Here is a 24590-nt window from a genome sequence, read left to right on the forward strand (position 1 = left end):
ATATAAGATAGACTTCTATGATCATTCATGGGAGTCTATCTTTGTGTTATACGATATACCTCATCCTGTTCCAGGCATATAAAGGCTGAGCATTCAGGAATAATGTGGTATAATTCAAGCAGATGAGTTGATTATTACGGTTGGAAGGCGGTTCTTGTATGCAGTCGATCTATGAGCGAATTGAACACCTGATTGCCGAACGAGGAATGACCAAGAAGGCTTTCTGTCAACAGCTGAAGATCAGCACAGGCAATCTGGGTGATTGGAAACGTGGCAAGTCTATTCCGAGTACGAATAAATTAATTGAGATTGCTTCGTTTTTTGATGTGAGCCTCGACTGGCTCATGATTGGACGTCCATCGAAGGAAGCGATGGTTCGGGAAAAACGGGAGGATTATTTTTTTGACGTTTTGCGGCAATTGAATTGCCAAGAAAGTGAATTATCGACTGTGGAACAGTCTTTTATCAGCGAATATATTGAGTTCACCCGTTACCGCAAATCGAAGGAAAGCAAGGATGCAGGCGACTATCGCTATAAAACTGAGAACAAATCAGAGAACGATTCTGAGGAAAATGAAGCGTAAGTGATATGAGCAGCATCCATAGACTGAATGTACAAAAACCTCTGGACTAATCCGAACACACTCGGAGACAGTTCAGAGGTTTTTGTGTTAACCATGCTTACTTCACGTCCTTATTTACGAAAGGCGAGGGTTTCTTTGCCCAGCAGATGTGGGCGGAGTGTGTTCCAGATCTGAAGACACTTCTCCTGAAGCTCCCAAGCTGCCATGCCAAGGAGTCGAACGCCGATGCCACCTGTTGCCAGCAAACTTGCACCTGCGAGCATTCGTCCATCTGGTGGCAGCGCGGATCTGACTTGCTCCAACTCCGTAGTGCCCAGTCCTGGGGCAATCATCCACAACGCAGCGGTATGGGTATAGTGAAGGAGAGACGCCGAGTGTTTGGGATCATCGGTATCCGGTTCGAGTCCGAATCGATCCCAGACAGCCAGTTGCTCTCCTTGCCATATCTCCGTCAAGCTGCGGTAACGCTCGAATTGGAACGCTTCTCCCCGATGAATCCGTCCGGCAGACCAGATATCTGCATAAGCCAGAATCGCCTGTTCTTCCAGCTCAAAGGTTACAGCGAGCGAAGAAGAACTTCCCTTGAAGGGAATGACGCATTCAGGGAAGTATTCCAGCGTGGCCCCTTTTCCCAACCGAAAGTGATGATTAACGGATGAAGGAATGGAAGGTGTGGGATGGAGTCTGGTAGCAGATGTGCTGCTCAACATGACATGGGTGCCTTCACCTAATTCCCACTCGGAATGATAAAGATCCCCGTTAAGGACTCCGGGCGAGACGTCTGACGTGTACACACATAATTCGGTTCCGCCTCCGGGAGGCCGAAAAGATCGGCTAAACCGGAGTGGTGCGCTGTAATAACGATCAGTCATGACAGTCCGGTCGCCTTGAAAGGCAAAGTTGGCCCGAAGCTCGCTGCGGCGTGTGACGGGCGCACCTGCACTTTCATTCCTAGTTATCTCTGTTCCCGTGGGGACAGAAGATGAATTAATGCGAGTGAGTGCCATGTTCATGGCTGTGTGAATGCAGATGTGCAGCGGAAGCATCGTCATCCATATATTGATGTTCGAGCCAGTGGACAATCTCGGATACACCTTCACCGCTCATTAGATTAGACATGACATAAGGGCGGCCTTCGCGTACCCGTTCGGTATCATTTTTCATAACTTCCAGGCTTGCACCAACGTAAGGGGCGAGGTCGGTTTTGTTGATTAACAACAGATCTGAACGTGTGATGCCGGGACCGCCTTTGCGAGGAAGTTTCTCCCCTTGGGCAACGTCGATAATGTAGATGAACACATCGGCCAGTTCCGGACTGAATGCAGCAGAGAGATTGTCGCCGCCGCTCTCGATGAAGATTAGTTGTAGGTCCGGGAAACGTTCAATCAACTCGTCAACCGCTTCGAAATTCATGGAGGCATCCTCACGAATAGCGGTGTGCGGGCATCCGCCTGTCTCTACGCCGATAATACGCTCTGGTGCCAATGCATTCTGACGCAGCAAAATCTCGGCATCTTCCTTGGTATAAATGTCATTGGTGATGACAGCAAGGCTATAACGTGTACGCAGTGCCTTGGACAGCTTCTCCACAAGGGCTGTTTTACCTGAACCTACCGGTCCACCAATTCCAATTCGCATCGGACGACTCCGATCAAATGCCTTACGTTCCCACTCCGGATGATGCGTATGATTAGCTCCTCCACACATAACAATTCCTCCTAAGTTAGATAAAAGTTGTAGTTAAGACATAAACAGCCGCGCGGGTAAGGTCTCATGCCGCATGGCGTAGATTTCCTGGGCGATTCCGAAGCTGTGCATATCTTCCGGGTCATTGTCCCGAATGAGCGCCCATTCTGCTTCGATATCATCAAGCAATTTCTGAATCAACATCTGCGCTTCGGTTTGTCCGATGGGCAGCAGGCGAAGTGCGCTGTTCACATAAGCGTTCACTGAGGTATACAGATGCCCGGTAACGGCTTCATCCAATTCAATCTCCAATTGATAGTTGATATAACCGTGAATGGTCGTGATGCCGCAATACGCGCCGTATTCCCGTATGGCCTCATCAATCAGGGAAAAGTCCATCCATGGATAGAGTGAACGGGCCAGCTTGAGCAGTCGTTTTCCCATTTTGTGGCCGCTTTCCCTGAGTTCCCGAGGGGAGCGCTGGGCGTGGACACGTTTGTCATACAGGGCAAGTAGAGCGGCATCTTGCTGTTTTATCGCCTGATAGACACCTTTGATGGCAAGACCATCTAGTCGTACAAGACTGGAATGAAGCTGGCTGCGAATAAACTGTTCAAGCTGCGCGGTGTTTTGCACGGTGCCATCATGCGTGTAAGCTTCCAGACCGAAGGAATGGGAGAAACCACCGATGGGTAGGGCTGAATCCAGCAGCTGAACATAACGGAGTAGCTTCGTGCCACTGTTCATCACGATACGTGTCCTCCTCTTGGTGTTTAATTCACAATCGAAATCTAATATAAAAAATTTAGAAATATCAGATGAGCAAGCGGTTTACACGAAAACGGAGAGGGCAGAAAAAGCCTGGAGAAGCGCAGCGCTCGCCTTTATCACAAGATTTCTCCCTTTCAAAAGGGGATCAAAGAAATCTGGGGATAACAGCGATCGGAAGGTTGTTCTGCCAGCGGAGTGACCATGTGTAACCGGAATGGTTCAACTTATTTTTCGCTTTTTATATTAAATGTCAAAACATAAAGTACCGCTGTGCCATAGGCAACTCGTCTGCGGGTTCGCAGGTGAGAAGCTCGCCGTCGGCGCGTACCTCATAGGTCTCAGGATCGACTTCAATGACAGGGGTGACGTCGTTGTGAATCATGTCTTTTTTGCTGACCGAGCGACAGCCTTTAACGGGTTCAACCCGCTTTTTCAGGCCCAATGACTCTTTGATTCCTGCATCTGCTGCGGCTTGGGAGACAAAGGTGATCGATCCGCTGGCAATGGCGCTACCATAAGCTCCGAACATCGGTCTGCCAAATACCGGCTGAGGTGTCGGGATGGACGCATTGGGATCGCCCATCTGGGCGAACGTGATCATGCCACCCTTGATGACAATCTCGGGTTTAACACCGAAATAAGCTGGTTTCCATATGATCAGATCTGCCAGCTTGCCAACTTCCACCGAACCGACGAGATGACCGATTCCGTGTGCGATCGCTGGATTGATGGTGTACTTGGCGACATATCGCTTGATCCGATCGTTATCGGAGGGGGAATTCGGGTTGAGCTCAAGTTTGCCGCGCTGTTTTTTCATTTTGTCGGCTGTCTGCCAGGTGCGGATAATGACTTCACCCACTCGGCCCATGGCTTGAGAATCGGAACTGATGATGCTGAACACGCCAAGATCATGCAAAATGTCTTCGGCTGCGATTGTCTCTGGACGAATCCGTGAATCGGCAAAAGCTACATCTTCCGGAATGGAAGGGTCCAGGTGATGACACACCATCAACATATCGAGATGCTCTTCTACAGTGTTGCGGGTGTACGGTCGTGTTGGGTTGGTTGATGAGGGAATAACGTAGGACTCCCCAGCGGCCCGGATAATATCCGGTGCGTGTCCGCCACCAGCGCCTTCCGTATGGTACGTGTGGATCGTCCGGCCGTTGATCGCAGCCAGGGTGTTTTCGAGAAATCCGGTTTCGTTCAATGTATCGGTATGGATAGCGACTTGAACATCATGTTCCCCGGCGGCAGTCAGGCAAGCATCGATAGCACTAGGGGTGGTGCCCCAATCCTCATGCAGCTTCAGGCCGATTACACCCGCTTCAATCTGTTCGATTAAAGGTGCGGTGCTGGAACTGTTGCCTTTGCCAAGGTAACCGATGTTCATGGGAAAAGCCTCTGCCGATTCTAACATCCGGTGGATGTGCCAGGCTCCTGGTGTGCAGGTGGTGGCTTTAGTTCCTGTTGCAGGTCCTGTTCCGCCGCCGATCATGGTCGTGACCCCGGAGGATAACGCAGTCTGAATCTGCTGTGGGCAGATAAAATGAATATGGGTATCAATACCGCCAGCGGTTACAATCATGCCTTCACCGGCGATGATTTCGGTGGAAGCACCGATGACCAGTGCGGGATGAACACCATCCATTGTATCCGGGTTACCGGATTTGCCAATGGCGCAGATGTGACCATCCCGAATGCCGATATCCGCTTTTACAATGCCCCAATGATCGATAATGATAGCGTTAGTGATGACAGTATCAGGGGTGCCGTCGCTTCGCAGAGCAGTAGTAGACTGGCCCATTCCGTCGCGGATAACCTTACCACCTCCGAACTTGCTCTCATCTCCGTATACGGCATAATCATGTTCAATCTCTGCCCATAGTTCGGTATCCGCAAGTCTTACGGCATCGCCGGTTGTTGGTCCAAACATGGACGCGTATTGTTCACGGCTCATTCGTTTCATGAAGGTTCACCTCCATCTGGTATGGGAGGGGAGAACGTCTTCAGGAATGCCTCCAGTTTCAGTGGATCAGGAGCTTGATCCGCAGAGCCTTCGGTTAATCCGTTGAACCCGTGAATCTGGCGTTTGCCGCCAAAGGTCGTGAGTTCAACCGGTTTCTCTTCACCAGGTTCGAAGCGGACTGCGGTGCCTGCCGGAATGTGCAGGCGATGTCCAAAAGCTGACGTGCGATCAAAGTCCAGTGCTGCATTAACTTCATAGAAGTGAACGTGAGAGCCAACTTGGACGGGGCGGTCGCCGCGGTTAAGGACAAGGAGTCGTAGGGTTAAACGATCCGGATGACAGATGATGTCGTCATCTGGCTTCAAACGGTATTCACCAGGAATCATGGTTTCTCCTGCCTTTCTCAGCGTATAGGTTCATGTACAGTAACCAGTTTTGTACCGTCAGGAAATGTGGCTTCTACCTGTACTTCAGGAATCATATCGGGAACACCATCCATACAGTCTTCACGTGTCAGGATGGTGCCTCCGTATCTCATTAATTCGGCAACACTCATTCCATCCCGTGCTCGTTCCATCAGTTCGGAGGTCAACAAGGCGATGGCTTCGGGAACATTCAACTTGAGTCCGCGTGCTCTTCGTTCACGGGCGAGGTTAGCGGCCACGGTAATCAGGAGTTTTTCCTTTTCCTGCTCAGTCCAGTGCAAGGCAATCCGACCTTTCGCTTATAACGTCTGATATGTTCATGGATCATATTGTATGTTAAATATACTCACACAGGGTGAATCCTTTGTCAATAAGCATCAAGGCATATTAGCAGTATGCATGAAACGAGTAGGCATGAAATAAAATTGTGTAAGCTATATTGACATGAAGAGAGGAACCCTCCATAATTTGGATCAACGAACATTTCGGACGCAAATGACCTTAATGTTCGTCAATAGACTAAAAAAAGGGAGTGTAGGCTATTGAAGAAGAGGTCGGTCAAGTTATGGAGTATTTTGCTGGGTGCGGTCATTGTGATGACAGGATGTGTGGAGGGAGCTGCACCTCCTGAAGCTTCGGGTTCAGGTGGTACAGGAGAGCCGGCTGCATCCGGGGATACGATTAAAGTTGGCATTCTTCACTCTCTCAGCGGAACGATGGCGATCAGTGAAGTATCTGTTAAAGATGCGGAGATGCTTGCCATTGAAGAGATTAACGCCGCGGGCGGAGTTTTGGGTAAACAGATTGAACCGGTAATTGAGGATGGCGCTTCGGATTGGCCTACTTTTGCGGAGAAGGCTGGGAAGTTACTGCAACAGGATAAGGTCGCTGCTGTATTTGGTGGATGGACCTCTGCAAGTCGGAAGGCTATGCTCCCAGTGTTTGAACAGAACAAAGGTTTATTGTTTTACCCGGTGCAATATGAGGGATTGGAATCGTCGCCAAATATTTTTTATACAGGAGCAACAACCAATCAACAGATCGTTCCATCTGTAACCTGGTTACTGGAGAACAGGGGCAAGACGTTTTATCTGCTCGGTTCAGATTATGTATTCCCAAAAACGGCCAATCAGGTCATTAAGGCACAACTCGCAGCAGAAGGCGGCGAAGTAGTGGGTGAGGAATATACACCGCTGGGACATACCGATTACAGTACCATCATTAGCAAAATCAAAGCTGCGAAGCCGGATATTGTATACAATACACTGAACGGAGATAGCAATGTGGCCTTCTTCAAACAATTGAAGGATGCCGGAATCTCCTCGGATCAGATGACGACCCTCTCGGTGAGTGTGGCGGAGGAAGAAATCCGTGGCATCGGCGCAGACGTATTGAAGGGGCATCTGGCTTCGTGGAATTATTATCAGACAACGGATACACCTGAAAATGCTACATTTGTTGCCAAGTATAAAGAAAAATACGGTGCTGATCGAGTGACAGCTGATCCGATTGAAGCGGGATATGTGGCGGTTTATCTCTGGAAGGCGGCGGTGGAAAAAGCAGGATCAACCGACGTGGAGAAGGTGAAGGCAGCTGCCAAGGGTCTGGAGTTTGATGCCCCGGAAGGTAAGGTAACCGTGGATGGAGAGAATCAGCATATCTACAAAACCGTACGGATCGGTGAGGTGCAGGAGGATGGGCAGTTCAAGGAATTGTGGAATTCTGGGGAGCCTGTCAAGCCGGACCCTTATCTGAAAACGTATGAATGGGGAGCTTCCCTCAGCGCTAAATAACATAGAAACCTCGCAATAAAACAGGCAACTTGCTTCAAAGCAGCCAAAACATAAACGAGGGTGTGACAACACATCCTCTCACCGTATCGCGGTAAAGCGTTACTGTAATGTGGGAATGTTCCTGCCGCTAATTGAAGTCATGTGAAATATCGAGAGTCACGGTATGGAGGAGGGGATAGCGATGGATATGTTTATCCTGCAGATGTTCAATGGTCTGAGTATCAGTTCGATTTTGTTGTTGATTGCACTCGGTCTGGCGGTAACATTTGGGCTGATGAATGTCATCAATATGGCTCACGGTGAACTGATCATGATCGGTGCATATGCAACGTATGTAACACAAAATCTGTTCATGTCCTATGCTCCAGCGGCGTGGTTTGGTGCCTACTTTGTTGTGGCTCTGCCGATTGCGTTCATTGTGGCGGCTCTGATTGGCTGGTTGCTTGAAGTGGTGCTGATCAGGCATCTGTATGGCAGGCCGCTGGATAGTCTGCTTGCGACATGGGGTGTAGGTATGATGCTGCAACAACTGGCCCGTACCATATTCGGAGCACCAAATGTGGGAGTATCCAGTCCGGCTTGGCTCAATGGGGGATTGGCGATCTCGGATGGTATTGTATTTCCGTATAAACGAATTTTCATTATCGCACTGGTTGCGGTTGTGCTGCTGTGTATGTATCTCTATATCTATCGAACATCTTCCGGAAGACGAATGAGGGCTGTAATGCAAAATCGGAGCATGGCGGGGTGTCTTGGGATTTCCACCCGGCGGGTGGATGGCATGACCTTTGCGATTGGTTCGGGCATTGCCGGAATTGCTGGCTGTGCGTTAACGCTCATTGGTCCGATTGGTCCTTCGCTTGGTACGTATTATATTGTGGATGCTTTCATGGTCGTTGTTCTGGGTGGCGTGGGGAAATTGGTCGGAACCGTGTGTGGTGCATTGGGGATTGGTATGTTCAACACGCTGTTCGAAACCTATACCTCGGCCTCCATTGGCAAGGTGCTTGTGTTTGTATGTATCGTTGCTTTCCTGCAATGGAAACCACGCGGATTGGTCGCGATGCGCACACGGAGTCTCGATTAACGTGAAAAAGGGGGTTAGTTCATGTCCGCTTTACTCAAGACTGGCAGTCTGAAAATGAGGATTATCTGGGCGGTTGTACTGATCATGATGTGTCTTGCTCCACTAATCTCCACGGAGTTTCGTCTGAGTCTGTTAGCCAAGTTTTTGGCGCTGGCAATCCTGGCCATTGGACTCGATCTGATCTGGGGTTATGGGGGTGTGCTGAGTCTTGGGCATGGGGTGTTCTTTGGTCTGGGTGGGTACGCGATGGCGATGTATCTGAAGCTTCAGGCCAGTGGAGCAACGCTTCCTGACTTCATGGGATGGAGTGGCCTCAGTGGTCTGCCATGGTTCTGGGAACCATTTCGCTCTTTCCCGGTGGCGCTGTTATTGGGGATAGCCCTTCCGGCATTACTCGCCTTTGCCCTGGGGTGGTTTACGTTCCGTAACCGGATCACCGGTGTGTATTTTACCATCCTGACTCAAGCCTTGGTTCTCATTACGGTAACACTGTTTGTTGGCAAACAGGAGTGGACGGGTGGAACAAATGGCATTACGGGATATAATTCGATCTTTGGTTTTACACTTCATTCCGCAGGAACAACAATTGTTCTCTACTATATAACGCTTGCTGTTCTGGTGATTGCGTATGTGCTCTGTCGTCGAATGGTGAACAGTCGGTTCGGCCAAGTGCTCGAAGCTGCGCGTGATGGAGAGAATCGGGTACGATTCCTCGGATATGATCCGGCAGGATATAAAACGCTGGCTTTTGCTTTTTCCGGTGCGCTTGCAGGCATCGCGGGCATGTTGTTTGTTCTTCAGGTCGGTATTATCTCGCCATCCATGATGGGGATTGTGCCCTCCATTGAGATGGTTCTGTGGGTTGCGTTGGGTGGTCGCGGTACCCTTATCGGTGCGGTCATCGGAGCGGTGGTGCTGAATGCAGCCAAAACAGGTATAAGCGAGGCTTACCCCGAAGGATGGTTGTTTGTCATTGGTGGGCTCTTTGTAACGGTAGTTTTGTTCATGCCAAACGGTATTGTAGGTGTGTATCGTCATGTCGTTCGCTTGCTGAAGCGGAGAGGAGAGAGTGCGCATGTCCAAGTCACTCGGGAAAAACCTGAAGTCTACTAAAGATTCGGCGGTCCTGGTAGCTGAGGATATTACAGTGGCCTTTGGCGGGTTCGTTGCTGTCAAAGGCATGAATCTGAAGCTGCATGAGCATGACCTGCATTTTCTGATTGGACCGAATGGTGCAGGGAAAACGACGATGCTGGATGTGATCTGTGGTAAAACCAAACCCATGTCCGGCTCGGTGAAGATGGGGGATGGCGCGGACTTGACAAAACTGAGAGAACACCAGATTGTTCGCAAAGGTGTAGGACGCAAATTTCAGGCGCCATCAATCTTCGCGGGTCTGACGGTGCAGGAAAATCTGACGCTGGCAGCGGAGACTCGCCGTTCCCCTTTGCAAGCCATCGGTATTCGTCGATATGGGAAAATGAGTGCTGCCATGGAGCGTGTTACGCTCCAGATTGGTCTGCAAGACCGCGTTGAGACTCGTGCAGGAGCGTTATCGCATGGGGAAAAGCAGTGGCTGGAGATCGGTATGTTGCTTCTGCAGGAGCCACGTGTGTTGTTACTGGACGAACCAGCCGCGGGTATGACGGATGAAGAAACGCACAAGACCGGGCGACTGCTGCAAGAGATTGCGCGTGAACGCTCGGTTGTGGTGGTGGAGCATGATATGGAGTTTGTGCGAGAGTTCGCAGCCAAGGTGACGGTGATGCATGAAGGGAAACTGCTGAAGGAAGGTACGATGGCGGAGGTACAGGCAGACCCAAAAGTGGCAGAAGTGTATCTGGGCAAAAGGAGGGATGACCATGCTGTCGCTGCAACGAATTGAATCCGGCTACGGGGAAAGCAATGTGCTTCGTGGTGTGAACCTGGATGTACAGCCTGGACAGGTGGTGTGTCTGATGGGCCGTAACGGTGTAGGGAAAACAACGTTGATGAAAACATTAATGGGGCTGCTCAAAACACGCAAGGGCAGTATTCAGTGGCAAAATCAGGAGTTATCCACCTTGGACACAGCCAAGCGGGCAAGGGCAGGGATTGGTTATGTACCGCAGGGGCGGGAGATTTTCCCGCAGCTTACGGTGAAAGAAAACTTATTGCTCGGTCTGGAGACAAGTGCACCAGGAGTAAAAACGTTCCCGGAGGATGTACTGGCGATGTTTCCAGTGCTTGCGACGATGTATGGACGGCAGGGCGGGGATCTGAGTGGTGGACAGCAGCAACAATTGGCATTCGCTCGGGCATTGGCTTCACGTCCGGGGTTGTTGCTACTTGATGAGCCGACAGAAGGCATCCAGCCTTCTATCGTGGAGGACATTCGGCAGGTTATTTTGCAGCTCAAGGCAAAGGGGGATCTCTCGGTTCTGCTGGTAGAGCAGAGTATTGATTTTGTACGAAGTGCCGCAGATTACATCTATATCATGGACAAAGGAACCATAACCCTGCATGGGACACCGCAAGAACTGGATATGTCGCAGTTTGAACATCATCTCTCCGTTTAGTTGTAGTTAGTCGGCGAGTGGAGAAAGGTTTCAGGAACGCTTGTCCAGGATATTCGAGTATTTCGGATATAACCGCCGGATGCATTCCGGACATATGTCATGGGTGAATTCGGCGTGGGTATGCTTCTCCAGATAACTCTCAACGGAGTTCCAGTGTTCCTCTTCATCCTTGATTTGTTTGCAGACGGCGCAAATAGGCAACAGTCCACGCAATGTGCGCACTTCAGACAATGCCTTCTTCAATTGGTGTTCTGTCTTTCTTTGTTCGGTAATATCCATGTGTGCAATCAAAGCCAGATCACTATCCAGAATTGAATTTGCATAAGATAGAGGGGTGAGTTCTACACGAAACCACCTCTTTTCGTTGTATACAGTATACACGCAGATGTCATATGTATGATTTCGATTAAAGGGTATTCCGCGTTCTTTCAAATTCTGTGCGACAAGTGCCATGTTAGCGTTCTTGTCTCGTTTTGCCCAGGCTTCCGTCAGGTGCAGGTAATGTCTATGACTACTGTGTATATCCGGGTTTGGTGAGCATTGACCGAGTCCCTGTTGCCAGGCACGGTTACAACTTTGGATAATCCAATTGTCATCAACGATGATGAGCTGGTGACGTATGGACTGGAACGACAGCCTCTCCAGATCGGATGTAACATGTCTCATGGATGAGACCCTCCTTTGGCAGAAATCTTATCTCAGTTCATCTGGAATATCCAAAATATCAGCGACCAGGTGCCTGAATCGGGTTGCTTTGCGTGTGCCGTGAATGAGATTGGATAAACGATAGGGTGGGATGCCATGCTGTTCACAAAAGGTCTTCTGGTCCACTTGAAGTTCGGTTAGCCGTCGTTTGATGGCCCATCCGAACGGAGTAACTGGTTTTTTCTTGTTCAAAAGGGTTCACCCCTGGTTAGAATGTAGTATTCAGCCGCCTTTTCTTCATGTAGAATATATAGAAATGCGAGCTGTATGTTTCATTATATACGTAAATTCGTCATCTAACAATTAAAAAATACGGAAAAAAGTGTATTTTGTGATGATAAATGGCGTAAATACGTAAATAAAACAAATAAAATGACAAAAAACACGTCGGCAAGGAGGTTGCCGCGTGTTTTTAGTTTGTCTGAATGAAGGGGAGCGGGTATGAGGAGGAAGAGGATTAGGCTCTGTAGGCATGAAGTCCAGCTCCAAGCATATGGAAACTGGGGAAAAACGATTTCATGGACATCGAGGTTGGCTGTGCCAGTCCATCCGCAGCCGAGGCGCTGACGGTCTTCCATTCATTCTCCAGATCTGTGGCCAGGCGGACCATCAGATCCTTGGTTGTATCATTGTTCAGGGGAATGACTTTGGAGGCTTCGGTTATGCAGGCATTCATGGCTGAATGCAGGTAACCAAGGACCGCCTCCTCGACCGGGATATCGAGGTGGTGGTTAATCCAGGCGTGAACAGTGGAGAGGCAGCCAACCGAATCGTATTTGGCAAAGATCTGTTCGAGCTGGGTGAATTCAATCCAGGGGTGCAGAGCGCGTGCGAGTCTGATCAATCGTTTACCCATCGCGGCAGCTTGTTCTCTGAGATCTCCAGGGGTTCGCTGAACATGGACGAGCTTGTCGATCAGAGCTATCCGCCATGTATCCTTGTGATCTGCTGCGGTATAGATGCCTTTAATGGCCATACCTTCAAGACGAACGATGCTGGGATGCAACTGACAACGCATGAATGATTCGAGATCTTCAGCATTACGAATGGTACCCTCCCTGATATGGATATCCATGCCGAAGGAATGGGTGAACCCTCCAACCTGAATAGAGGAATCAAGCAGTTTGACATAATCGAGAAGCTTATTCCCACGGTTCACAATCATTCGCCTCCTGTGTTCGTTAAATGTCACTTAAAGTGACATTTATATTCCTTTTTGTTTGCTTTGTGTTTAAAAATCCGAATTATATGATAGTTATCATCCCATAAACGTCCGCTTTTTGTCAATAGTATCCGTGAGAATTAATGGATTAAATCTGGAATTTAATATCTGTGTTATTTTATATAACTTATTGCGTTACTTATGTGGAGAAATGTAGGGTGGACTATATATAAGGAAGGACTATATATAAATGAATCAACAAGATCGGCTCTTACCGAAAAAGAGGGGATCAAATCTAATCATATGCAGTTCATGGGTAAAGATGACGAGATTATGCGATTTTTGATGAAATTGCCTAGCTGAAAAAGTAGTATTAAAAAATACTTTACTTTTAGTTCTGAACCCAGTATAATCAATTCTGTTGCCGATTATTTACGACATGCGGTCGTGGTGGAATGGCAGACACGCTATCTTGAGGGGGTAGTGGGCGTATGCCCGTGGAGGTTCGAGTCCTCTCGACCGCATCATATGAACGATTAAAAAGAAGCTTTCCATTAATGGAAGGCTTCTTTTTTTTGTCTTTTTGAACAGTTTGACATCAAAGTTGAGAAAAAAAGGCCATCCATTACCGAGGCAATGGTGCTTACCTTCCGGCTACGGGTGGCCAATGTATTATTTTTGCAGCAAGTTCTTGATATCTTCTTCAATCTTGTCCGGTGTTGTTTTGGGAGCATAACGTTTCAGTACCTGTCCGTTCTGATCCACAAGGAATTTGGTGAAATTCCATTTAATTGCTTTGGAGCCGAGCAGGCCAGGAGCTTCTGTGCTAAGGTGTTGGAAAAGAGGGTGAGCGCTTGAGCCGTTCACATCAATTTTCTCAAACATGGGGAAGCTTACGCCATAATTCATCTGACAGAACTCGGCAATATCGTCGGAAGATCCTTTTTCCTGTGCAAACTGGTTGCTTGGGAAACCAAGAACTTCAAATGGAGCATCTTGAAACTTGTCTTGCAGTTCTTGCAGACCTTTGAATTGAGGAGTGAGGCCGCATGAGCTTGCCGTATTCACAATCAGTAACACTTTGTCACGGTAGTCGGACATTTCAACTTCTTGACCGCGAAGGGTATTCACTTTGTAATCGTAGACTGTCATCTAAATCGCCTCCATTTATTTACTCTTATATCTTCTATTATATTGGTTACAATTAAATATTGCAAAACTAATATGGTGTTAAAAGAATCAAAACAGGCAAGTTGTGCAGAATACGTGAATGAATTGCGAGTTGATTTTCGTCAGAGTGAGAATTAGATAGATTTAAAGAGATGGATAGAGTATGACCTTATTGTAAGCGCTATTATATGTGAGTATTGCCGAAAATCTGTCGATTCGGTGATCTGTGCGGACTTTACACCGTCATGGCGCGGGTGTATGATTCATAACGTAATTTCAATTTAAACTAAATTGTACCTGAAAAACGAAACAAACGATAATATCGCTCGATCTTATCCTTAAGATATACGAACGATGTTTTAATCGCTGAGTTTCCATTCATTGATGAGTGGAAAACGGGGGAACCAACAGAATGCGCTGTCCAGGACAGTAGGCATTCATGGGGTGAATTTTCCGGTGACAGCCGGAAATAGGGCGACTCTCGCGCCCGAATCCGTCAGCTAACCTCGTAAGCGTTAAAGGGAGAGGCAACAAGCCGTACGCTGGTTCATGGTGTTTTCGCCATGGGTTCTTTAAGAAGCGTTCGGGAGGCCTTGGTCCCCCACGCTTCTTTTTTGTTGTCTTTTCACGCCAAGGGAGGAACGAATGATGGATACTGAGATGATCTTAGTGACTGCTCCAAATGAAGCAGGACGCAAATTTATCAAATTGCTGATGTACAAAAAAATGCCCTTTGCCGTTCTAACCAACAGTGCAGGGGAAGAGCGCAGACTCCGTAGAATCGGAGTAGAACATGTCATTCGCATGAACACGGCTGCAGCTCAAAAATGGTTTTTGCCGCAGGGCAGCGTAGGCAACGTGTTTATTTTCGAGAACAGCCTGAATCTGACCTGTCGTTATTTACAGATCTGCCGTTCATGGACTTCGAAATCTCTGTGCGTTATTACGGAGCAGAGTCATCCTAAGGGTATCTATCGGGGCATGGGCGCAGACCGGATTGTATATTCGCTCAATGGGGAAGTTGGCTTTCTCCTCAATGGTTAATGCCATAGCTTGTGATTGCTCAGGTGTAAGGTGCCTGTTATAATTGAATGTATCGATAAACGGAAGTTTGAGGAGACTCATGCAGGATGGTGAGTCTTCTTTTTTATGGTTTCTATAGGTTGTTCAAAAAGTCCGCTTTTGATTACGAAGGATGCCTAGTGGCATCATCAGCATCGAATATGAAATTCAGCCGAAATGTCCGTTGCTCACGTAGTTTTCTCTACGCTCCGCTACTCCATTTCTAGCTTCATTCCATCTTCTCGGTACTGAAAACCAGACTTTTTGAACTGAATTAGGATCAGGAATCACCTGTGGCTTACAAGGAGGAATTGGCGTGCCGGATGTAGGTGGATTGAAATGGTTGTTTTTTGATGTTGGAGATACACTGGTGGATGAATGGGAGCCGGTTGATGATATTATCGGACAGTTCGTCCGCGAAGCCTGTGCATTGGGGTATCCGGTGAAGATTGAGGCGGTACGCGAACTGTTCGCGAACTGTTACCAGAAATATGAGCAATGGCCGATGAGAGTGGCGATTCGCACATTCGTTGAAGACGAGGGACACCAGAAGCAGATTCAGGACAAGCTGAAGTTTCAAAAAGATCTTGAACGTCCTTTTCCATCAGCGGATTACGTTCTTCAGCAGTTGTCACGGCATTATCGCATTGGCATTATTGCCAATCAGAGTCCTGGTACGGAAGAGAGACTGGAGAGTTACGGACTGCGGAAGTATGTTGATGTTCTGGCGTGTTCGGCTGAAGAAGGAGTGTCCAAGCCAGACCCTGAGTTATACACTGTGGCCTTGAAACAGGCCGGTTGTGAACCGGAGGAAGCCGTCATGATCGGCGATCGGATCGATAACGACATTATACCTGCTCGGAAGCTGGGCATGCGTACGATTCGAATGTTGCAGGGTTACGGAAGATTCCAGCCAGAACTATCGGATAACCAACGTGCGGACTGGACTGTTGATTCATTGGATCAACTCCTGCCGTTACTGATACCAAATCAGGATTAGATGATTGTTTATTGGAGTTTGAGTTTTACTATAAAAGGAAACACCTTGCTGTATTTCAATAAAAAAGGCTGATCAACTTGGTATAGCATACCGGAGTTGATCAGCCTTTTTAGTATTTAATCGATAAGAACGAGATTAGAATAACCGAATCGTCTGAATGATCAGATATACATTCAGCACAACGATAATCGCGGCAATGAACCATGAGATGATTTTGAGCCACAATTTGTTGGCGAATGCACCCATGCTTTTTTTATCACTCGTGAACATCACCAGGGGAATTACAGCAAAGGGCAATTGAAGCGACAGCACGACCTGGCTCAAAATGAGTAGTTCTTCTGTGCCATGCTCTCCTGCAATGGCTGTCACAATTACCGCCGGGATGATGGCGATCAGACGTGTGACCAGTCTGCGCAGCCAAGCCGGAATCCGAATGTTCAGGAAACCTTCCATAACGATCTGCCCAGCAAGTGTACCTGTAAGGGTAGAGTTCTGACCTGATGCTAACAGCGCCACACCGAACAGGATACTGGCAACCGTAGTACCCAATAGAGGTGTCAGCAGATGATAAGCATCTGCGATCTCGGCAACCTGCGTCATACCAGCACTGTGGAATACAGCAGCAGATACGATCAGGATGGCTGCATTGATGAACAGGGCCAGTGTCAACGCGATTGTAGAATCCATGGTCGAGTACCGAATGGCTTCTTTTTTGCCCTGTGGTGTCTGTTCAATCTGACGGGTCTGTACAATGGAAGAATGCAGGTACAGATTATGCGGCATCACGGTTGCTCCGATAATACCAATGGCGATATAGAGCATAGCCGGGTTTTGCAGAATCTCAACATTGGGTACAAAACCATGGAGAACACCGCCCATATCCGGTTTTGCCAGAAACAGATCAATCCCGAAGCAGAGGGCGATGGTTGCCATCAGCACAATGACGAGAGTTTCCAGAGCGCGGAAGCCTTTGTTTTGCAGTACAAGAATCAGGAGTACATCAACTGCGGTGATGATAACGCCGTATAACATGGGGATGTTAAATAACAGCTTTAATGCGATGGCAGAACCAATGACTTCAGCCAGATCGGTGGCTGCAATGGCAAGCTCACACAGTATCCATAACATCATGACAACAGGCATGCTGAATCGTTCACGACAGGCTTGAGCCAGATCCCGTCCAGTGACGATGCCGAGCTTGCCAGCCAGCGACTGAAGGACAACGGCCATCAGGTTCGAGAGCAAAATGACGGATAACAAGGTATACCCAAACTGTGAACCGCCTGCAATATCTGTTGCCCAGTTCCCGGGGTCCATGTAACCTACGGCAACAAGGTATCCTGGGCCTACAAAAGCGAGGAATTTCTTCCACCATGCAGCATTCTGCGGAACTTTCATCGAGCTATGTGCTTCTCCAAGGGAAGGGGCCATGCCCGCAGTAGACAATGTTTCTCTTGAAGGAGCGTTGAACGGATTTTTTTTACTCATACGATAATCACCTGACTTTGAATTATTGATTTGGAAATATATGCGGGACAATTCGCTCATGATATATCTAAATTTTTATGTTTATTGTTACATTGTACTCCTTCAATTGTTTTTGTCTAGTGCAACTTTTATGTATCAGCACAAAATTTCGGTTCCAGCTTGTAGATGTCCCTTCGTATATTACCCAACCGTGGGGAAAATACAGCCATGGCATTGAAATGCATGAAAATAATAAAGTTGTAAAAGCTGATAAAGATACAAAATTGCGTTTCAAAATGAGCCAGAAGTTTAAATTGAAAGGAAGGCAATAAAAACTATATGGATAAGGGAGAGATTCTTAATGGAAGCTTTATATACAGCAGTAGCGACAGTTAAAGGTGGACGTACAGGTTCCGTGACTTCTTCGGATGGCGTTCTCAAGCATGATCTGAAAATGCCAAAAGAGCTTGGTGGCTCCGGTGGTGAAGGTACTAACCCTGAGCAGCTTTTTGCCGCTGGATATGGGGCATGTTATGAAAGTGCCCTCGCCAATGTAGCACGCAAAGCAGGTGTGAAATTGGAGGATGTGGTCGTTACAAGTAACGTATCCATTGGTAAAGACCCTGCGGATGATGGTTTCCAGCTGTCTGTTCGTCTGGACGTTAGCATGCCTGGTGTAGATCACAGCCAAGCAGAGGAACTGGCCCGCAAGGCGCATGATTTCTGTCCATATTCCAAAGCAACACGCGGCAACATTGATGTTGTTTTAAACGTAGTCTAAGATTTGACTCCCGGCAAGTAAAGGGAACATATAGAGCAGGGTATCCCAGATACCTGATGTTCGACTACAAGGCCCTGCTGGCAATCGGCAGGGTTTTGTGTTGATTATCATATTAGGACATGATGCAGGAGATTGGATGCCAGATCGCGTACTATTTTACATAATTGCACTCCCACTTCATGCTACACATTCCATAAAGGGGGAACAAAGATGAGTATTGAAGAGATGATTGAGCGGCGATTTGTGTGTACGAAATGCAGAGGCACGGATTGTAACATTAAGGAAGTTTCCATGTCAGGAGCAGGCCTGAGCAAGATGTTCGATATACAGCATAACCACTACCTGTTCGTGGCTTGTGCTTCCTGCGGGTATGTTGAAGTGTTTGATCCGGATGTCTTGAAAGGGAAAAAACAGGGGCAGGTAGGGACTATTCTGGATATTCTGTTTGGCGGGTAGACATGCGCGAGTTGACATTGAACTGAATTTTCTTTAATATAACTTAGTACTGAGTAGTGTCATTGCATGAACCAAATTTGAATTAAACAGGTGATATCCATGTCTTATAGACCGCGTATTGCAGATTTAGAATTAGCTTATGGTAACAAGGAAGACGGATTGTACGAATTCAAAATGAATTTGGTAGACGGTACTAAATGCCGTGTATTCTACTCCCGTTCCCCGGAATGGAAGATGACCAATATCAGCCGTCTGCAGAAAACGCCTTGTCCAGTATGTCGCAAAGATTTCATTTGCAAATGTATGGACCAGTGGGCAAGTGACCTGCATCAACAGATGATCGATGACCAATGGATGGAAAAGGCAGTTACGGAGTAATTGTCGGACAGATACGAGCGTGGGCACAATGCCTGCGCTCTTTTTCTTTTATTTCCCATTAATGCGTGTTAAAAAAGAACGGTTTTCAGTCTTTTTGAACAACCTCCAGAAATAAATTTAGAATTAGTGAACAAGAAGGCCCAGATTGGGTAAGTTACTCTAACCGCAACAATAGGAGGCAGCCAATATGACAGCAAATCAAACAGATGTGCATCAGGGACATCCGATCGTACTGGTGGATGGCGTCTGTCACTTCTGCCAGGGTTTAACCAAATGGATTATCAAGCGTGACCCGGAAGGGAAATATCATTTTGCATCGCTCCAATCGGATGTAGCCAAGGGACTGCTGGCGAAGGGCAATCTGTCGACAGACAGCATGGACACCTTTGTGCTGATTGAAAATGGAAAATACTATACACGTTCAACTGCCGCACTGCGATTGGCTAAAGGTCTGAAGTTTCCTTATCCGTTGTTATATGTGTTCATTATTGTGCCGAGATTTATTCGTAATGCAGTCTATAACTGGGTTGCTCGCAACCGTTATCGCTGGTTTGGCAAGGATGAAGCGTGTATGTTGCCTACACCGGAGATCAAAGATCGATTTTTGTGAGTGTGATTAATAACGGAAATAATTGGGTAATGACTACAGATCATATCTATTTTGGGAGGAAAACAACTTGAAGAAGTGGACTACATTATTTATCGGGGCATTATTAGCAGTGAGCTTGGCAGCATGCGGTAACGATACAGATAATACGGCAACGCCGCCAGCGACTAACAACGAAACATCTAACGAGGGCAATACACCTGCGGAGCAGGAAACAAAGGTCCCTACCCTGGACGAATTGATTACCAAAACCAATGCAGCAACCAAAGCAATGAAAAGCTTCACAACTGAAGCAAATATTGATCAGAATCTGAAACTGGATGCTGGTGAACAGTCCCAGGATCAACAGGTTAAAACATCGCTCAAGATGGATATTATCAAAGATCCAATGATGATCTATCAAGAGATGAAAATGGAAATGTCGGGACAGGAAGCTCAGAACGTGAAGCAGTATATCACTTCCGATAAAATCTACTCTCAAGTTGGGGATCAATGGGTTGCGATTCCTGAAGCTCAAACCAAGGAACTGATTGAGCAGATGAAAGCAAGCATGAATCCCGAAGGTGAGTTGGAGCAATTCAAAAAGATCGAAGAAGATACTGAAGTGACCGAAGAAGGCGACAATTATGTGATTAACGCTGACGTATCCGGTGATAACGTGAAGGAACTGGCCAAAGCCGTGATGGAACAAAACGGATCGGATGCCCAGATGCAAGCCATGCTTGATCAGATGAATATCACCAGCATGAAGATGAAATATATGATCAACAAAGAAACATACCTGCCTGCAAGTACGGACGTAACCATGGTCATGGAGATGGAACAGAATGGGCAGAAAATGACGATGGACATGAAGATGAACAGTACATTTTCTAACCAAGATCAAGTGGAAGAGATCAAGATTCCACAAGAAGCATTGGATAGCGCTAAATAAAACAGGCACCTCTGAACTAGATCTGTGTGAGCCGAGAGGTTTACCGGATTAGAATCAGGGGTGTTTTTCTGTTTAGCGGAGATTATGGTCAGCGTTCAAGGTGTTATAGTATAGTCATATTGAAGTAGAGAGGGGAGATAAAGAATGATTGAATATGCGCACATCCACCATGTTAGTCTGGCTGTACGTGACCTGGAAATCGCGAAGAAGTTCTACTCGGGGTTACTGGGCATGCAGGAGATTGAACGTCCGCCTTTCCGCTCCACAGGTACATGGTATGCCATTGGTAGTCAGCAGCTTCATCTGTTACAGCACCCGGAGGGTCACACGTTACGTGAGGCTGGGATTGATACTACAGACGGTCACTTTGCGATCTGGGTCACCAGTTATTCAGGGACTATAGCCTGGCTGGAGCAGCAGGGAATTGAGTATGAAGCGAGACCTGAAAGTGTGGCTGGATTCGCACAGATTTTTGTGCTTGATCCGGACCGTAACATTATTGAGTTCGATTCACCGTACAACTCTTAAGGGAAAATGGGTTAGAATAAATCCCTTGCTCCCCCAGAAATTGTATGCTATATTATCCATACATTCATAGCACGTGACGGAAGCACCGTCCATATACTGCATCTTCATGCGGTTATTGGACGGTGCTTTTTTGTGCTTTTTGACAAGGAGGGAAGGGGAAATTGATTGTACTGAAGGTTGTTCTGGTTTCAAAGGATAGAGATTACATTAGCGCCTGGCTTGATTATGTACAGGGGAATTCGTCTGATCTCCATGTGCGTTTCACAGCATTCTCCCAAGGGGATTCGTTCAAGGATCACATGAATGAGCAAGAAGGTCGAGAATTACCGGATCTGGTTATTGCGGAACCGGAATTTTTGAATGACTGGCTGAACAACGGGGGAGAAGGTTCAGGTGTACCTTGGCTAATGCTTAGTGAAGGGATGGAAGAGGTGGATGAGGCCAAGCGGCTGATGAAATACCAACCCTTGCCTGCTTTGCTGGATGCTGTGATGCATGCTTGCCGGCAGCCACGCCGTAAGAAGGTTCACCATCCGGGGCAAGAGACTCTCTCCATCGGAGTAGTATCCGCTTCAGGTGGAAGTGGCAAAACGGCAGTGGCGCTGCATATGGCGAAGCAATTGGGACTTGCAGGATATGCTGTTCTCTATCTGAATCTGGAGACGCTGGACAGCACGCTCCCGTTTCTGGAAAAGGGACTCACTAGAAGTGGGCAGCGTCACCCGGATGCGGAGACGGGATTGTCACGCCTGTTATACGATCTGAAGGTGGGCAGAAAGGAATCCGACAAGCAGTTACAGGTACAATCGAAGGGCGTAGATGGATATGTGGTCCGGCATGAAGCACTGAAATCCGATGTGTTCTGGCCATTATCGAATCGGAAAGAACTGTTGCAAATGACTCGTGAGGATACGTCGAATCTGCTTCGTTATTTAACGGATTGCGGACAATATGACGTGTTGATTCTGGATGGGGATTCCGGTTGGGAGGGGCGCAGTGAAGGGGTGCTGGATGCAGCAGATGCATTTGTCTGGCTCGTTGAGGATGATATATCTGCCATGCATCGATGGGGACAATGGTTACAGCATGCTGAGCGTACGAAGCCAGATTTGTACGAAAGTATGCTCGAGCGTTCACGCTTTGTGGTTAACAAATATAGGGACAATGTCGTCAATGCACTCCCACGCCCTGATCTGCATCTGGATGCAGTGTTGCCCTATATCCCTTCCTGGAAGCAACTCAGTCAGGAGGAAGTCATGCTTAGTTCTCCGATTTTCCAGCGTGAAGTGAAGAGATTATGTGCCATGCTGGTACAGGATGGCGAAGAAGAATCGAAGCAGACGGGACGAATTCAGAAGCAGGATCGGTGGGCACTATGATGGATTCATCCAATAGAATACTGGATCGTGAAGAACAGTTTCAGATGATGCGCAGGGAAGTCAGGGCTGGCCTCGATCTAACCTCTTCCGCAGGAGATGATGAACTGTGGCAGGGAATAGAACGCAAAGTTCTCACCGACCCGAAGCTGGATGATCTGACCTCAGGAGAGCGTCACACGCTGGTGCAGCGATTGTTTGATTCTTTTCGTGGATTGGATATTTTGCAGCCACTTGTGGATCATCCCGATATTACGGAGATTATGATCAATAGTCACAAGGAGATTTTTGTGGAGCAGGAAGGTGAAGTCAGCCAGATCACCCTTGAATTTGAGTCCAGGGAACGGCTCGAGGATATCATCCAGATGATTGTGTCCGGGGTAAACCGGATTGTGAACGAGTCTTCTCCAATCGTAGATGCCCGTTTAAAGGATGGTTCGCGGGTCAATATCGTGTTACCTCCTATTGCCTTGAAAGGACCCACGATGACGATTCGTAAATTCCCCAGTGAACCGATGAAGATGTCCGATCTGATTGTAAAGGGTGCCCTGCATGAAGAAGCGGCAGAATTATTGCAGCAGTTGGTAAGGAGCAAATATAACATCTTCATTGGAGGAGGGACCGGGTCGGGAAAAACGACCTTTCTGAACGCATTATCCCAGTTCATCCCTGCCGATGAGCGGATTATTACCATTGAGGATTCAGCTGAGTTACAGATTGTTACGGTACCCAATCTGGTATCACTGGAAACGCGGAATGCAAACACCGAAGGCAAGGGACAGATATCTATTCGGGATCTGATCAAATCTTCCTTACGGATGCGTCCAAACCGGATTGTGATTGGGGAAGTCAGGGGCGCAGAAGCGCTGGATATGTTACAGGCCATGAACACTGGGCACGATGGATCATTGTCTACAGGGCACGCAAACACGATTTCCGACATGATCAGCAGACTTGAAACGATGGTGCTTAGCGGTGCGGATCTTCCTATTGCAGTTGTAAGGCAGCAGATTAGTTCAGCAATCGATATTTTTGTACATCTGTCCCGGCTACGAGACCGCTCACGGCGGGTGACAGAGATTAGTGAAGTGATTGGCATGCAGGACGGTGAGGTTATGCTGAATCCACTGTTTCGTTTCCAGGAACAAGAAGAGCGTGAAGGCAAAATTATTGGCGGGTTAGTACAGGTTGGAAAGTTGAATCAGGTGGATAAAATTCAGATGGCTGGGCTCGGGGAATGGCTGGATGGATACATAGAACAATACAGTGTTGGAATAGATTCAACAGATAACAACGTGAATTAAAGCCATTGGAAGGTGATTACTGTTGGGTGAAGCCAGACAGATGTTGACGGATTACACCGTATATACGCTTTCCCGGAGACAACGAATGGTCTGTATGCTGATTAGTGGTCTGCTGTTTTTTGGCATCGGAATTCTGTTCTACCATCACTGGTTGGCTGGAGCCATCCTGGCTGCGGGTTGCATATGGGTGCCAAAACATTGGACTAAAGTGCTGTTGGAACGAAAAAGAATGACACTCAGTTTACATTTTAAGCAAGCATTATATGCATTATCTTCGGCACTGGCCGCAGGAAAATCGGTGGAAAATGGATTCAAGGAATCCGTGGAGGATCTGCGGATGTTGAACCCGGAAGCGGATACCGATCTGATTTGTGAGTTCACGATATTGCGGACACGGATGGAGTATGGACAACCAATCGAAGAAGCATTACAGGATTTTTCGGATAGGGCGCAGATTGAGGATATTACGAACTTTGCAGATGTGTTCATTACGTGCAAACGAACTGGCGGCGATTTGGTTGAGGTTGTGCGTCGTACCTCTGCGGTGATTGGGGAGAAGCTGGACATACAGCAGGATATTATGGTCGCGGTATCGCAGAAAAAGTTCGAATCAAAGGTGATGTTTGCCGCTCCATTTATTTTTCTGATATTCCTCAATCTGACCGCCAAGGACTTTATGGAGCCGTTATATAGCGGGATGGGGTACCTCATCTCTAGTGGTGCATTGGCAGTACTCGCCTGCTGTTATCTGTGGATTAATCGCATTATGGATATCAAAGTATAAGGA

28 protein-coding genes, 1 tRNA gene and 1 riboswitch are annotated in these 24590 nt (G+C 47.6%); of the genes, 18 read left to right on the top strand and 11 right to left on the bottom strand.

What is annotated here, in order from left to right; genetic code table 11:
* The first annotated feature begins 158 nt into the window (after positions 1-158).
* Positions 159-584 (top strand): helix-turn-helix transcriptional regulator, encoded by a 426-nt coding sequence (locus MKY92_RS06875; RefSeq protein WP_221819173.1) that lies wholly within the window; start codon positions 159-161, stop codon positions 582-584.
* 110 nt (positions 585-694) lie between these two features.
* Here MKY92_RS06875 and MKY92_RS06880 read toward each other — a convergent pair whose 3' ends face one another.
* The 6 genes from MKY92_RS06880 to MKY92_RS06905 all read right to left on the bottom strand — a co-directional run bounded on the left by MKY92_RS06880 (position 695) and on the right by MKY92_RS06905 (position 5716).
* Positions 695-1597, bottom strand: coding sequence for an urease accessory protein UreD (locus MKY92_RS06880; RefSeq protein ID WP_339299845.1), 903 nt, complete (start codon positions 1595-1597; stop codon positions 695-697).
* Complete coding sequence (ureG, locus tag MKY92_RS06885) at positions 1572-2291, bottom strand: urease accessory protein UreG (protein ID WP_017690021.1); 720 nt, start codon at positions 2289-2291, stop codon at positions 1572-1574. The genes MKY92_RS06880 and ureG overlap by 26 nt, the downstream gene beginning before the upstream one ends.
* A gap of 33 nt (positions 2292-2324) precedes the next feature.
* On the bottom strand, positions 2325-3017 hold the full coding sequence (locus tag MKY92_RS06890) for an urease accessory protein UreF (RefSeq protein ID WP_017690020.1): 693 nt from the start codon (positions 3015-3017) through the stop codon (positions 2325-2327).
* 274 nt (positions 3018-3291) lie between these two features.
* Complete coding sequence (gene ureC / locus MKY92_RS06895) at positions 3292-5010, bottom strand: urease subunit alpha (protein WP_017690019.1); 1719 nt, start codon at positions 5008-5010, stop codon at positions 3292-3294.
* Complete coding sequence (locus MKY92_RS06900; RefSeq protein ID WP_211084139.1) at positions 5007-5396, bottom strand: urease subunit beta; 390 nt, start codon at positions 5394-5396, stop codon at positions 5007-5009. Before MKY92_RS06900 ends, ureC begins: the two co-directional genes overlap by 4 nt.
* Positions 5397-5413: 17 nt before the next feature.
* Complete coding sequence (locus tag MKY92_RS06905) at positions 5414-5716, bottom strand: urease subunit gamma (protein ID WP_076209470.1); 303 nt, start codon at positions 5714-5716, stop codon at positions 5414-5416.
* 261 nt (positions 5717-5977) lie between these two features.
* Between MKY92_RS06905 and urtA the strand changes: the two genes are divergently transcribed.
* The 5 genes from urtA (at position 5978) to urtE (ending at position 10873) form a co-directional block, all read left to right on the top strand.
* On the top strand, positions 5978-7228 hold the full coding sequence (urtA, locus tag MKY92_RS06910; protein WP_237176519.1) for an urea ABC transporter substrate-binding protein: 1251 nt from the start codon (positions 5978-5980) through the stop codon (positions 7226-7228).
* 181 nt (positions 7229-7409) lie between these two features.
* Entirely contained in the window at positions 7410-8315 is a 906-nt protein-coding gene (gene urtB / locus MKY92_RS06915) for an urea ABC transporter permease subunit UrtB (RefSeq protein WP_036610830.1), read from the top strand.
* Positions 8316-8336: 21 nt separating this feature from the next.
* A complete protein-coding gene (urtC, locus tag MKY92_RS06920) occupies positions 8337-9428 on the top strand; it encodes an urea ABC transporter permease subunit UrtC (protein WP_339299847.1) in 1092 nt (363 codons plus the stop codon).
* Positions 9391-10200, top strand: coding sequence for an urea ABC transporter ATP-binding protein UrtD (gene urtD, locus MKY92_RS06925; RefSeq protein WP_339299848.1), 810 nt, complete (start codon positions 9391-9393; stop codon positions 10198-10200). Before urtC ends, urtD begins: the two co-directional genes overlap by 38 nt.
* Positions 10178-10873 (top strand): urea ABC transporter ATP-binding subunit UrtE, encoded by a 696-nt coding sequence (urtE, locus tag MKY92_RS06930; RefSeq protein WP_339299850.1) that lies wholly within the window; start codon positions 10178-10180, stop codon positions 10871-10873. The genes urtD and urtE overlap by 23 nt, the downstream gene beginning before the upstream one ends.
* 30 nt (positions 10874-10903) lie before the next feature.
* Here urtE and MKY92_RS06935 read toward each other — a convergent pair whose 3' ends face one another.
* The 3 genes from MKY92_RS06935 to MKY92_RS06945 form a co-directional block, all read right to left on the bottom strand.
* Positions 10904-11539 carry a hypothetical protein gene (locus tag MKY92_RS06935; RefSeq protein WP_339299851.1) on the bottom strand — a complete coding sequence of 212 codons (636 nt, stop codon included), beginning with the start codon at positions 11537-11539 and terminating at the stop codon, positions 10904-10906.
* A gap of 27 nt (positions 11540-11566) precedes the next feature.
* Positions 11567-11770 carry a hypothetical protein gene (locus MKY92_RS06940; protein ID WP_017690011.1) on the bottom strand — a complete coding sequence of 68 codons (204 nt, stop codon included), beginning with the start codon at positions 11768-11770 and terminating at the stop codon, positions 11567-11569.
* 265 nt (positions 11771-12035) lie between these two features.
* Positions 12036-12737, bottom strand: a complete 702-nt coding sequence (locus MKY92_RS06945; RefSeq protein ID WP_339299852.1) for an urease accessory UreF family protein — start codon at positions 12735-12737, stop codon at positions 12036-12038.
* Between the two features lie 444 nt (positions 12738-13181).
* On the opposite strand from MKY92_RS06945, the gene MKY92_RS06950 reads away from it, so the two are divergent.
* Positions 13182-13264: transfer RNA gene (locus MKY92_RS06950), tRNA-Leu, on the top strand.
* A gap of 148 nt (positions 13265-13412) precedes the next feature.
* Here MKY92_RS06950 and MKY92_RS06955 read toward each other — a convergent pair.
* Positions 13413-13892, bottom strand: coding sequence for a glutathione peroxidase (locus MKY92_RS06955; protein WP_091015296.1), 480 nt, complete (start codon positions 13890-13892; stop codon positions 13413-13415).
* Between the two features lie 372 nt (positions 13893-14264).
* Positions 14265-14440: riboswitch (cyclic di-AMP (ydaO/yuaA leader) on the top strand.
* A 115-nt stretch (positions 14441-14555) separates the two neighbouring features.
* Here MKY92_RS06955 and MKY92_RS06960 point away from each other — a divergent pair.
* Positions 14556-14954, top strand: coding sequence for a hypothetical protein (locus MKY92_RS06960; RefSeq protein ID WP_235193755.1), 399 nt, complete (start codon positions 14556-14558; stop codon positions 14952-14954).
* A 334-nt stretch (positions 14955-15288) separates the two neighbouring features.
* Positions 15289-15972: an HAD family hydrolase gene (locus tag MKY92_RS06965; RefSeq protein ID WP_339299853.1), complete on the top strand. Its 684-nt coding sequence runs from the start codon at positions 15289-15291 to the stop codon at positions 15970-15972.
* Between the two features lie 135 nt (positions 15973-16107).
* Here the strand turns inward: MKY92_RS06965 and MKY92_RS06970 are convergent, their stop codons facing one another.
* On the bottom strand, positions 16108-17403 hold the full coding sequence (locus MKY92_RS06970) for an Nramp family divalent metal transporter (protein ID WP_339301720.1): 1296 nt from the start codon (positions 17401-17403) through the stop codon (positions 16108-16110).
* Between the two features lie 397 nt (positions 17404-17800).
* On the opposite strand from MKY92_RS06970, the gene MKY92_RS06975 reads away from it, so the two are divergent.
* The 9 genes from MKY92_RS06975 to MKY92_RS07015 all read left to right on the top strand — a co-directional run bounded on the left by MKY92_RS06975 (position 17801) and on the right by MKY92_RS07015 (position 24587).
* On the top strand, positions 17801-18220 hold the full coding sequence (locus MKY92_RS06975) for an organic hydroperoxide resistance protein (protein ID WP_036610819.1): 420 nt from the start codon (positions 17801-17803) through the stop codon (positions 18218-18220).
* 210 nt (positions 18221-18430) lie between these two features.
* Complete coding sequence (locus MKY92_RS06980; RefSeq protein ID WP_036610816.1) at positions 18431-18676, top strand: zinc ribbon domain-containing protein; 246 nt, start codon at positions 18431-18433, stop codon at positions 18674-18676.
* Positions 18677-18775: 99 nt separating this feature from the next.
* Positions 18776-19054: a hypothetical protein gene (locus MKY92_RS06985; protein WP_017690003.1), complete on the top strand. Its 279-nt coding sequence runs from the start codon at positions 18776-18778 to the stop codon at positions 19052-19054.
* Positions 19055-19241: 187 nt separating this feature from the next.
* Complete coding sequence (locus MKY92_RS06990; RefSeq protein ID WP_221819182.1) at positions 19242-19664, top strand: thiol-disulfide oxidoreductase DCC family protein; 423 nt, start codon at positions 19242-19244, stop codon at positions 19662-19664.
* A 67-nt stretch (positions 19665-19731) separates the two neighbouring features.
* The gene (locus tag MKY92_RS06995; protein ID WP_339299854.1) at positions 19732-20595 is read left to right on the top strand and encodes a DUF6612 family protein; all 864 of its coding nucleotides are present in this window, start codon (positions 19732-19734) and stop codon (positions 20593-20595) included.
* Between the two features lie 144 nt (positions 20596-20739).
* A complete protein-coding gene (locus tag MKY92_RS07000) occupies positions 20740-21123 on the top strand; it encodes a VOC family protein (protein WP_339299855.1) in 384 nt (127 codons plus the stop codon).
* A 161-nt stretch (positions 21124-21284) separates the two neighbouring features.
* Entirely contained in the window at positions 21285-22502 is a 1218-nt protein-coding gene (locus MKY92_RS07005; protein ID WP_339299856.1) for a ParA family protein, read from the top strand.
* Positions 22499-23803, top strand: coding sequence for an ATPase, T2SS/T4P/T4SS family (locus MKY92_RS07010; RefSeq protein ID WP_339299858.1), 1305 nt, complete (start codon positions 22499-22501; stop codon positions 23801-23803). The genes MKY92_RS07005 and MKY92_RS07010 overlap by 4 nt, the downstream gene beginning before the upstream one ends.
* A gap of 40 nt (positions 23804-23843) precedes the next feature.
* Entirely contained in the window at positions 23844-24587 is a 744-nt protein-coding gene (locus tag MKY92_RS07015; protein ID WP_339301721.1) for a type II secretion system F family protein, read from the top strand.
* Positions 24588-24590: the final 3 nt, after the last annotated feature.

This window comes from Paenibacillus sp. FSL R5-0623, assembly GCF_037974265.1.
Lineage (GTDB): Bacteria > Bacillota > Bacilli > Paenibacillales > Paenibacillaceae > Paenibacillus.

What these genes read in the sequence shown, in the direction of transcription:
- MKY92_RS06875 (WP_221819173.1), top strand. Translation starts at nt 159, where the DNA reads ATGCAGTCGATCTATGAGCGAATTGAACACCTGATTGCCGAACGAGGA.
- MKY92_RS06880 (WP_339299845.1), bottom strand. Translation starts at nt 1,597, where the DNA reads ATGAACATGGCACTCACTCGCATTAATTCATCTTCTGTCCCCACGGGA.
- ureG (WP_017690021.1), bottom strand. Translation starts at nt 2,291, where the DNA reads ATGTGTGGAGGAGCTAATCATACGCATCATCCGGAGTGGGAACGTAAG.
- MKY92_RS06890 (WP_017690020.1), bottom strand. Translation starts at nt 3,017, where the DNA reads ATGAACAGTGGCACGAAGCTACTCCGTTATGTTCAGCTGCTGGATTCA.
- ureC (WP_017690019.1), bottom strand. Translation starts at nt 5,010, where the DNA reads ATGAAACGAATGAGCCGTGAACAATACGCGTCCATGTTTGGACCAACA.
- MKY92_RS06900 (WP_211084139.1), bottom strand. Translation starts at nt 5,396, where the DNA reads ATGATTCCTGGTGAATACCGTTTGAAGCCAGATGACGACATCATCTGT.
- urtB (WP_036610830.1), top strand. Translation starts at nt 7,410, where the DNA reads ATGGATATGTTTATCCTGCAGATGTTCAATGGTCTGAGTATCAGTTCG.
- urtC (WP_339299847.1), top strand. Translation starts at nt 8,337, where the DNA reads ATGTCCGCTTTACTCAAGACTGGCAGTCTGAAAATGAGGATTATCTGG.
- urtD (WP_339299848.1), top strand. Translation starts at nt 9,391, where the DNA reads ATGTCCAAGTCACTCGGGAAAAACCTGAAGTCTACTAAAGATTCGGCG.
- urtE (WP_339299850.1), top strand. Translation starts at nt 10,178, where the DNA reads ATGCTGTCGCTGCAACGAATTGAATCCGGCTACGGGGAAAGCAATGTG.
- MKY92_RS06935 (WP_339299851.1), bottom strand. Translation starts at nt 11,539, where the DNA reads ATGAGACATGTTACATCCGATCTGGAGAGGCTGTCGTTCCAGTCCATA.
- MKY92_RS06955 (WP_091015296.1), bottom strand. Translation starts at nt 13,892, where the DNA reads ATGACAGTCTACGATTACAAAGTGAATACCCTTCGCGGTCAAGAAGTT.
- MKY92_RS06960 (WP_235193755.1), top strand. Translation starts at nt 14,556, where the DNA reads ATGATGGATACTGAGATGATCTTAGTGACTGCTCCAAATGAAGCAGGA.
- MKY92_RS06970 (WP_339301720.1), bottom strand. Translation starts at nt 17,403, where the DNA reads ATGGCCCCTTCCCTTGGAGAAGCACATAGCTCGATGAAAGTTCCGCAG.
- MKY92_RS06975 (WP_036610819.1), top strand. Translation starts at nt 17,801, where the DNA reads ATGGAAGCTTTATATACAGCAGTAGCGACAGTTAAAGGTGGACGTACA.
- MKY92_RS06980 (WP_036610816.1), top strand. Translation starts at nt 18,431, where the DNA reads ATGAGTATTGAAGAGATGATTGAGCGGCGATTTGTGTGTACGAAATGC.
- MKY92_RS06985 (WP_017690003.1), top strand. Translation starts at nt 18,776, where the DNA reads ATGTCTTATAGACCGCGTATTGCAGATTTAGAATTAGCTTATGGTAAC.
- MKY92_RS06990 (WP_221819182.1), top strand. Translation starts at nt 19,242, where the DNA reads ATGACAGCAAATCAAACAGATGTGCATCAGGGACATCCGATCGTACTG.
- MKY92_RS07000 (WP_339299855.1), top strand. Translation starts at nt 20,740, where the DNA reads ATGATTGAATATGCGCACATCCACCATGTTAGTCTGGCTGTACGTGAC.
- MKY92_RS07010 (WP_339299858.1), top strand. Translation starts at nt 22,499, where the DNA reads ATGATGGATTCATCCAATAGAATACTGGATCGTGAAGAACAGTTTCAG.
- MKY92_RS07015 (WP_339301721.1), top strand. Translation starts at nt 23,844, where the DNA reads ATGTTGACGGATTACACCGTATATACGCTTTCCCGGAGACAACGAATG.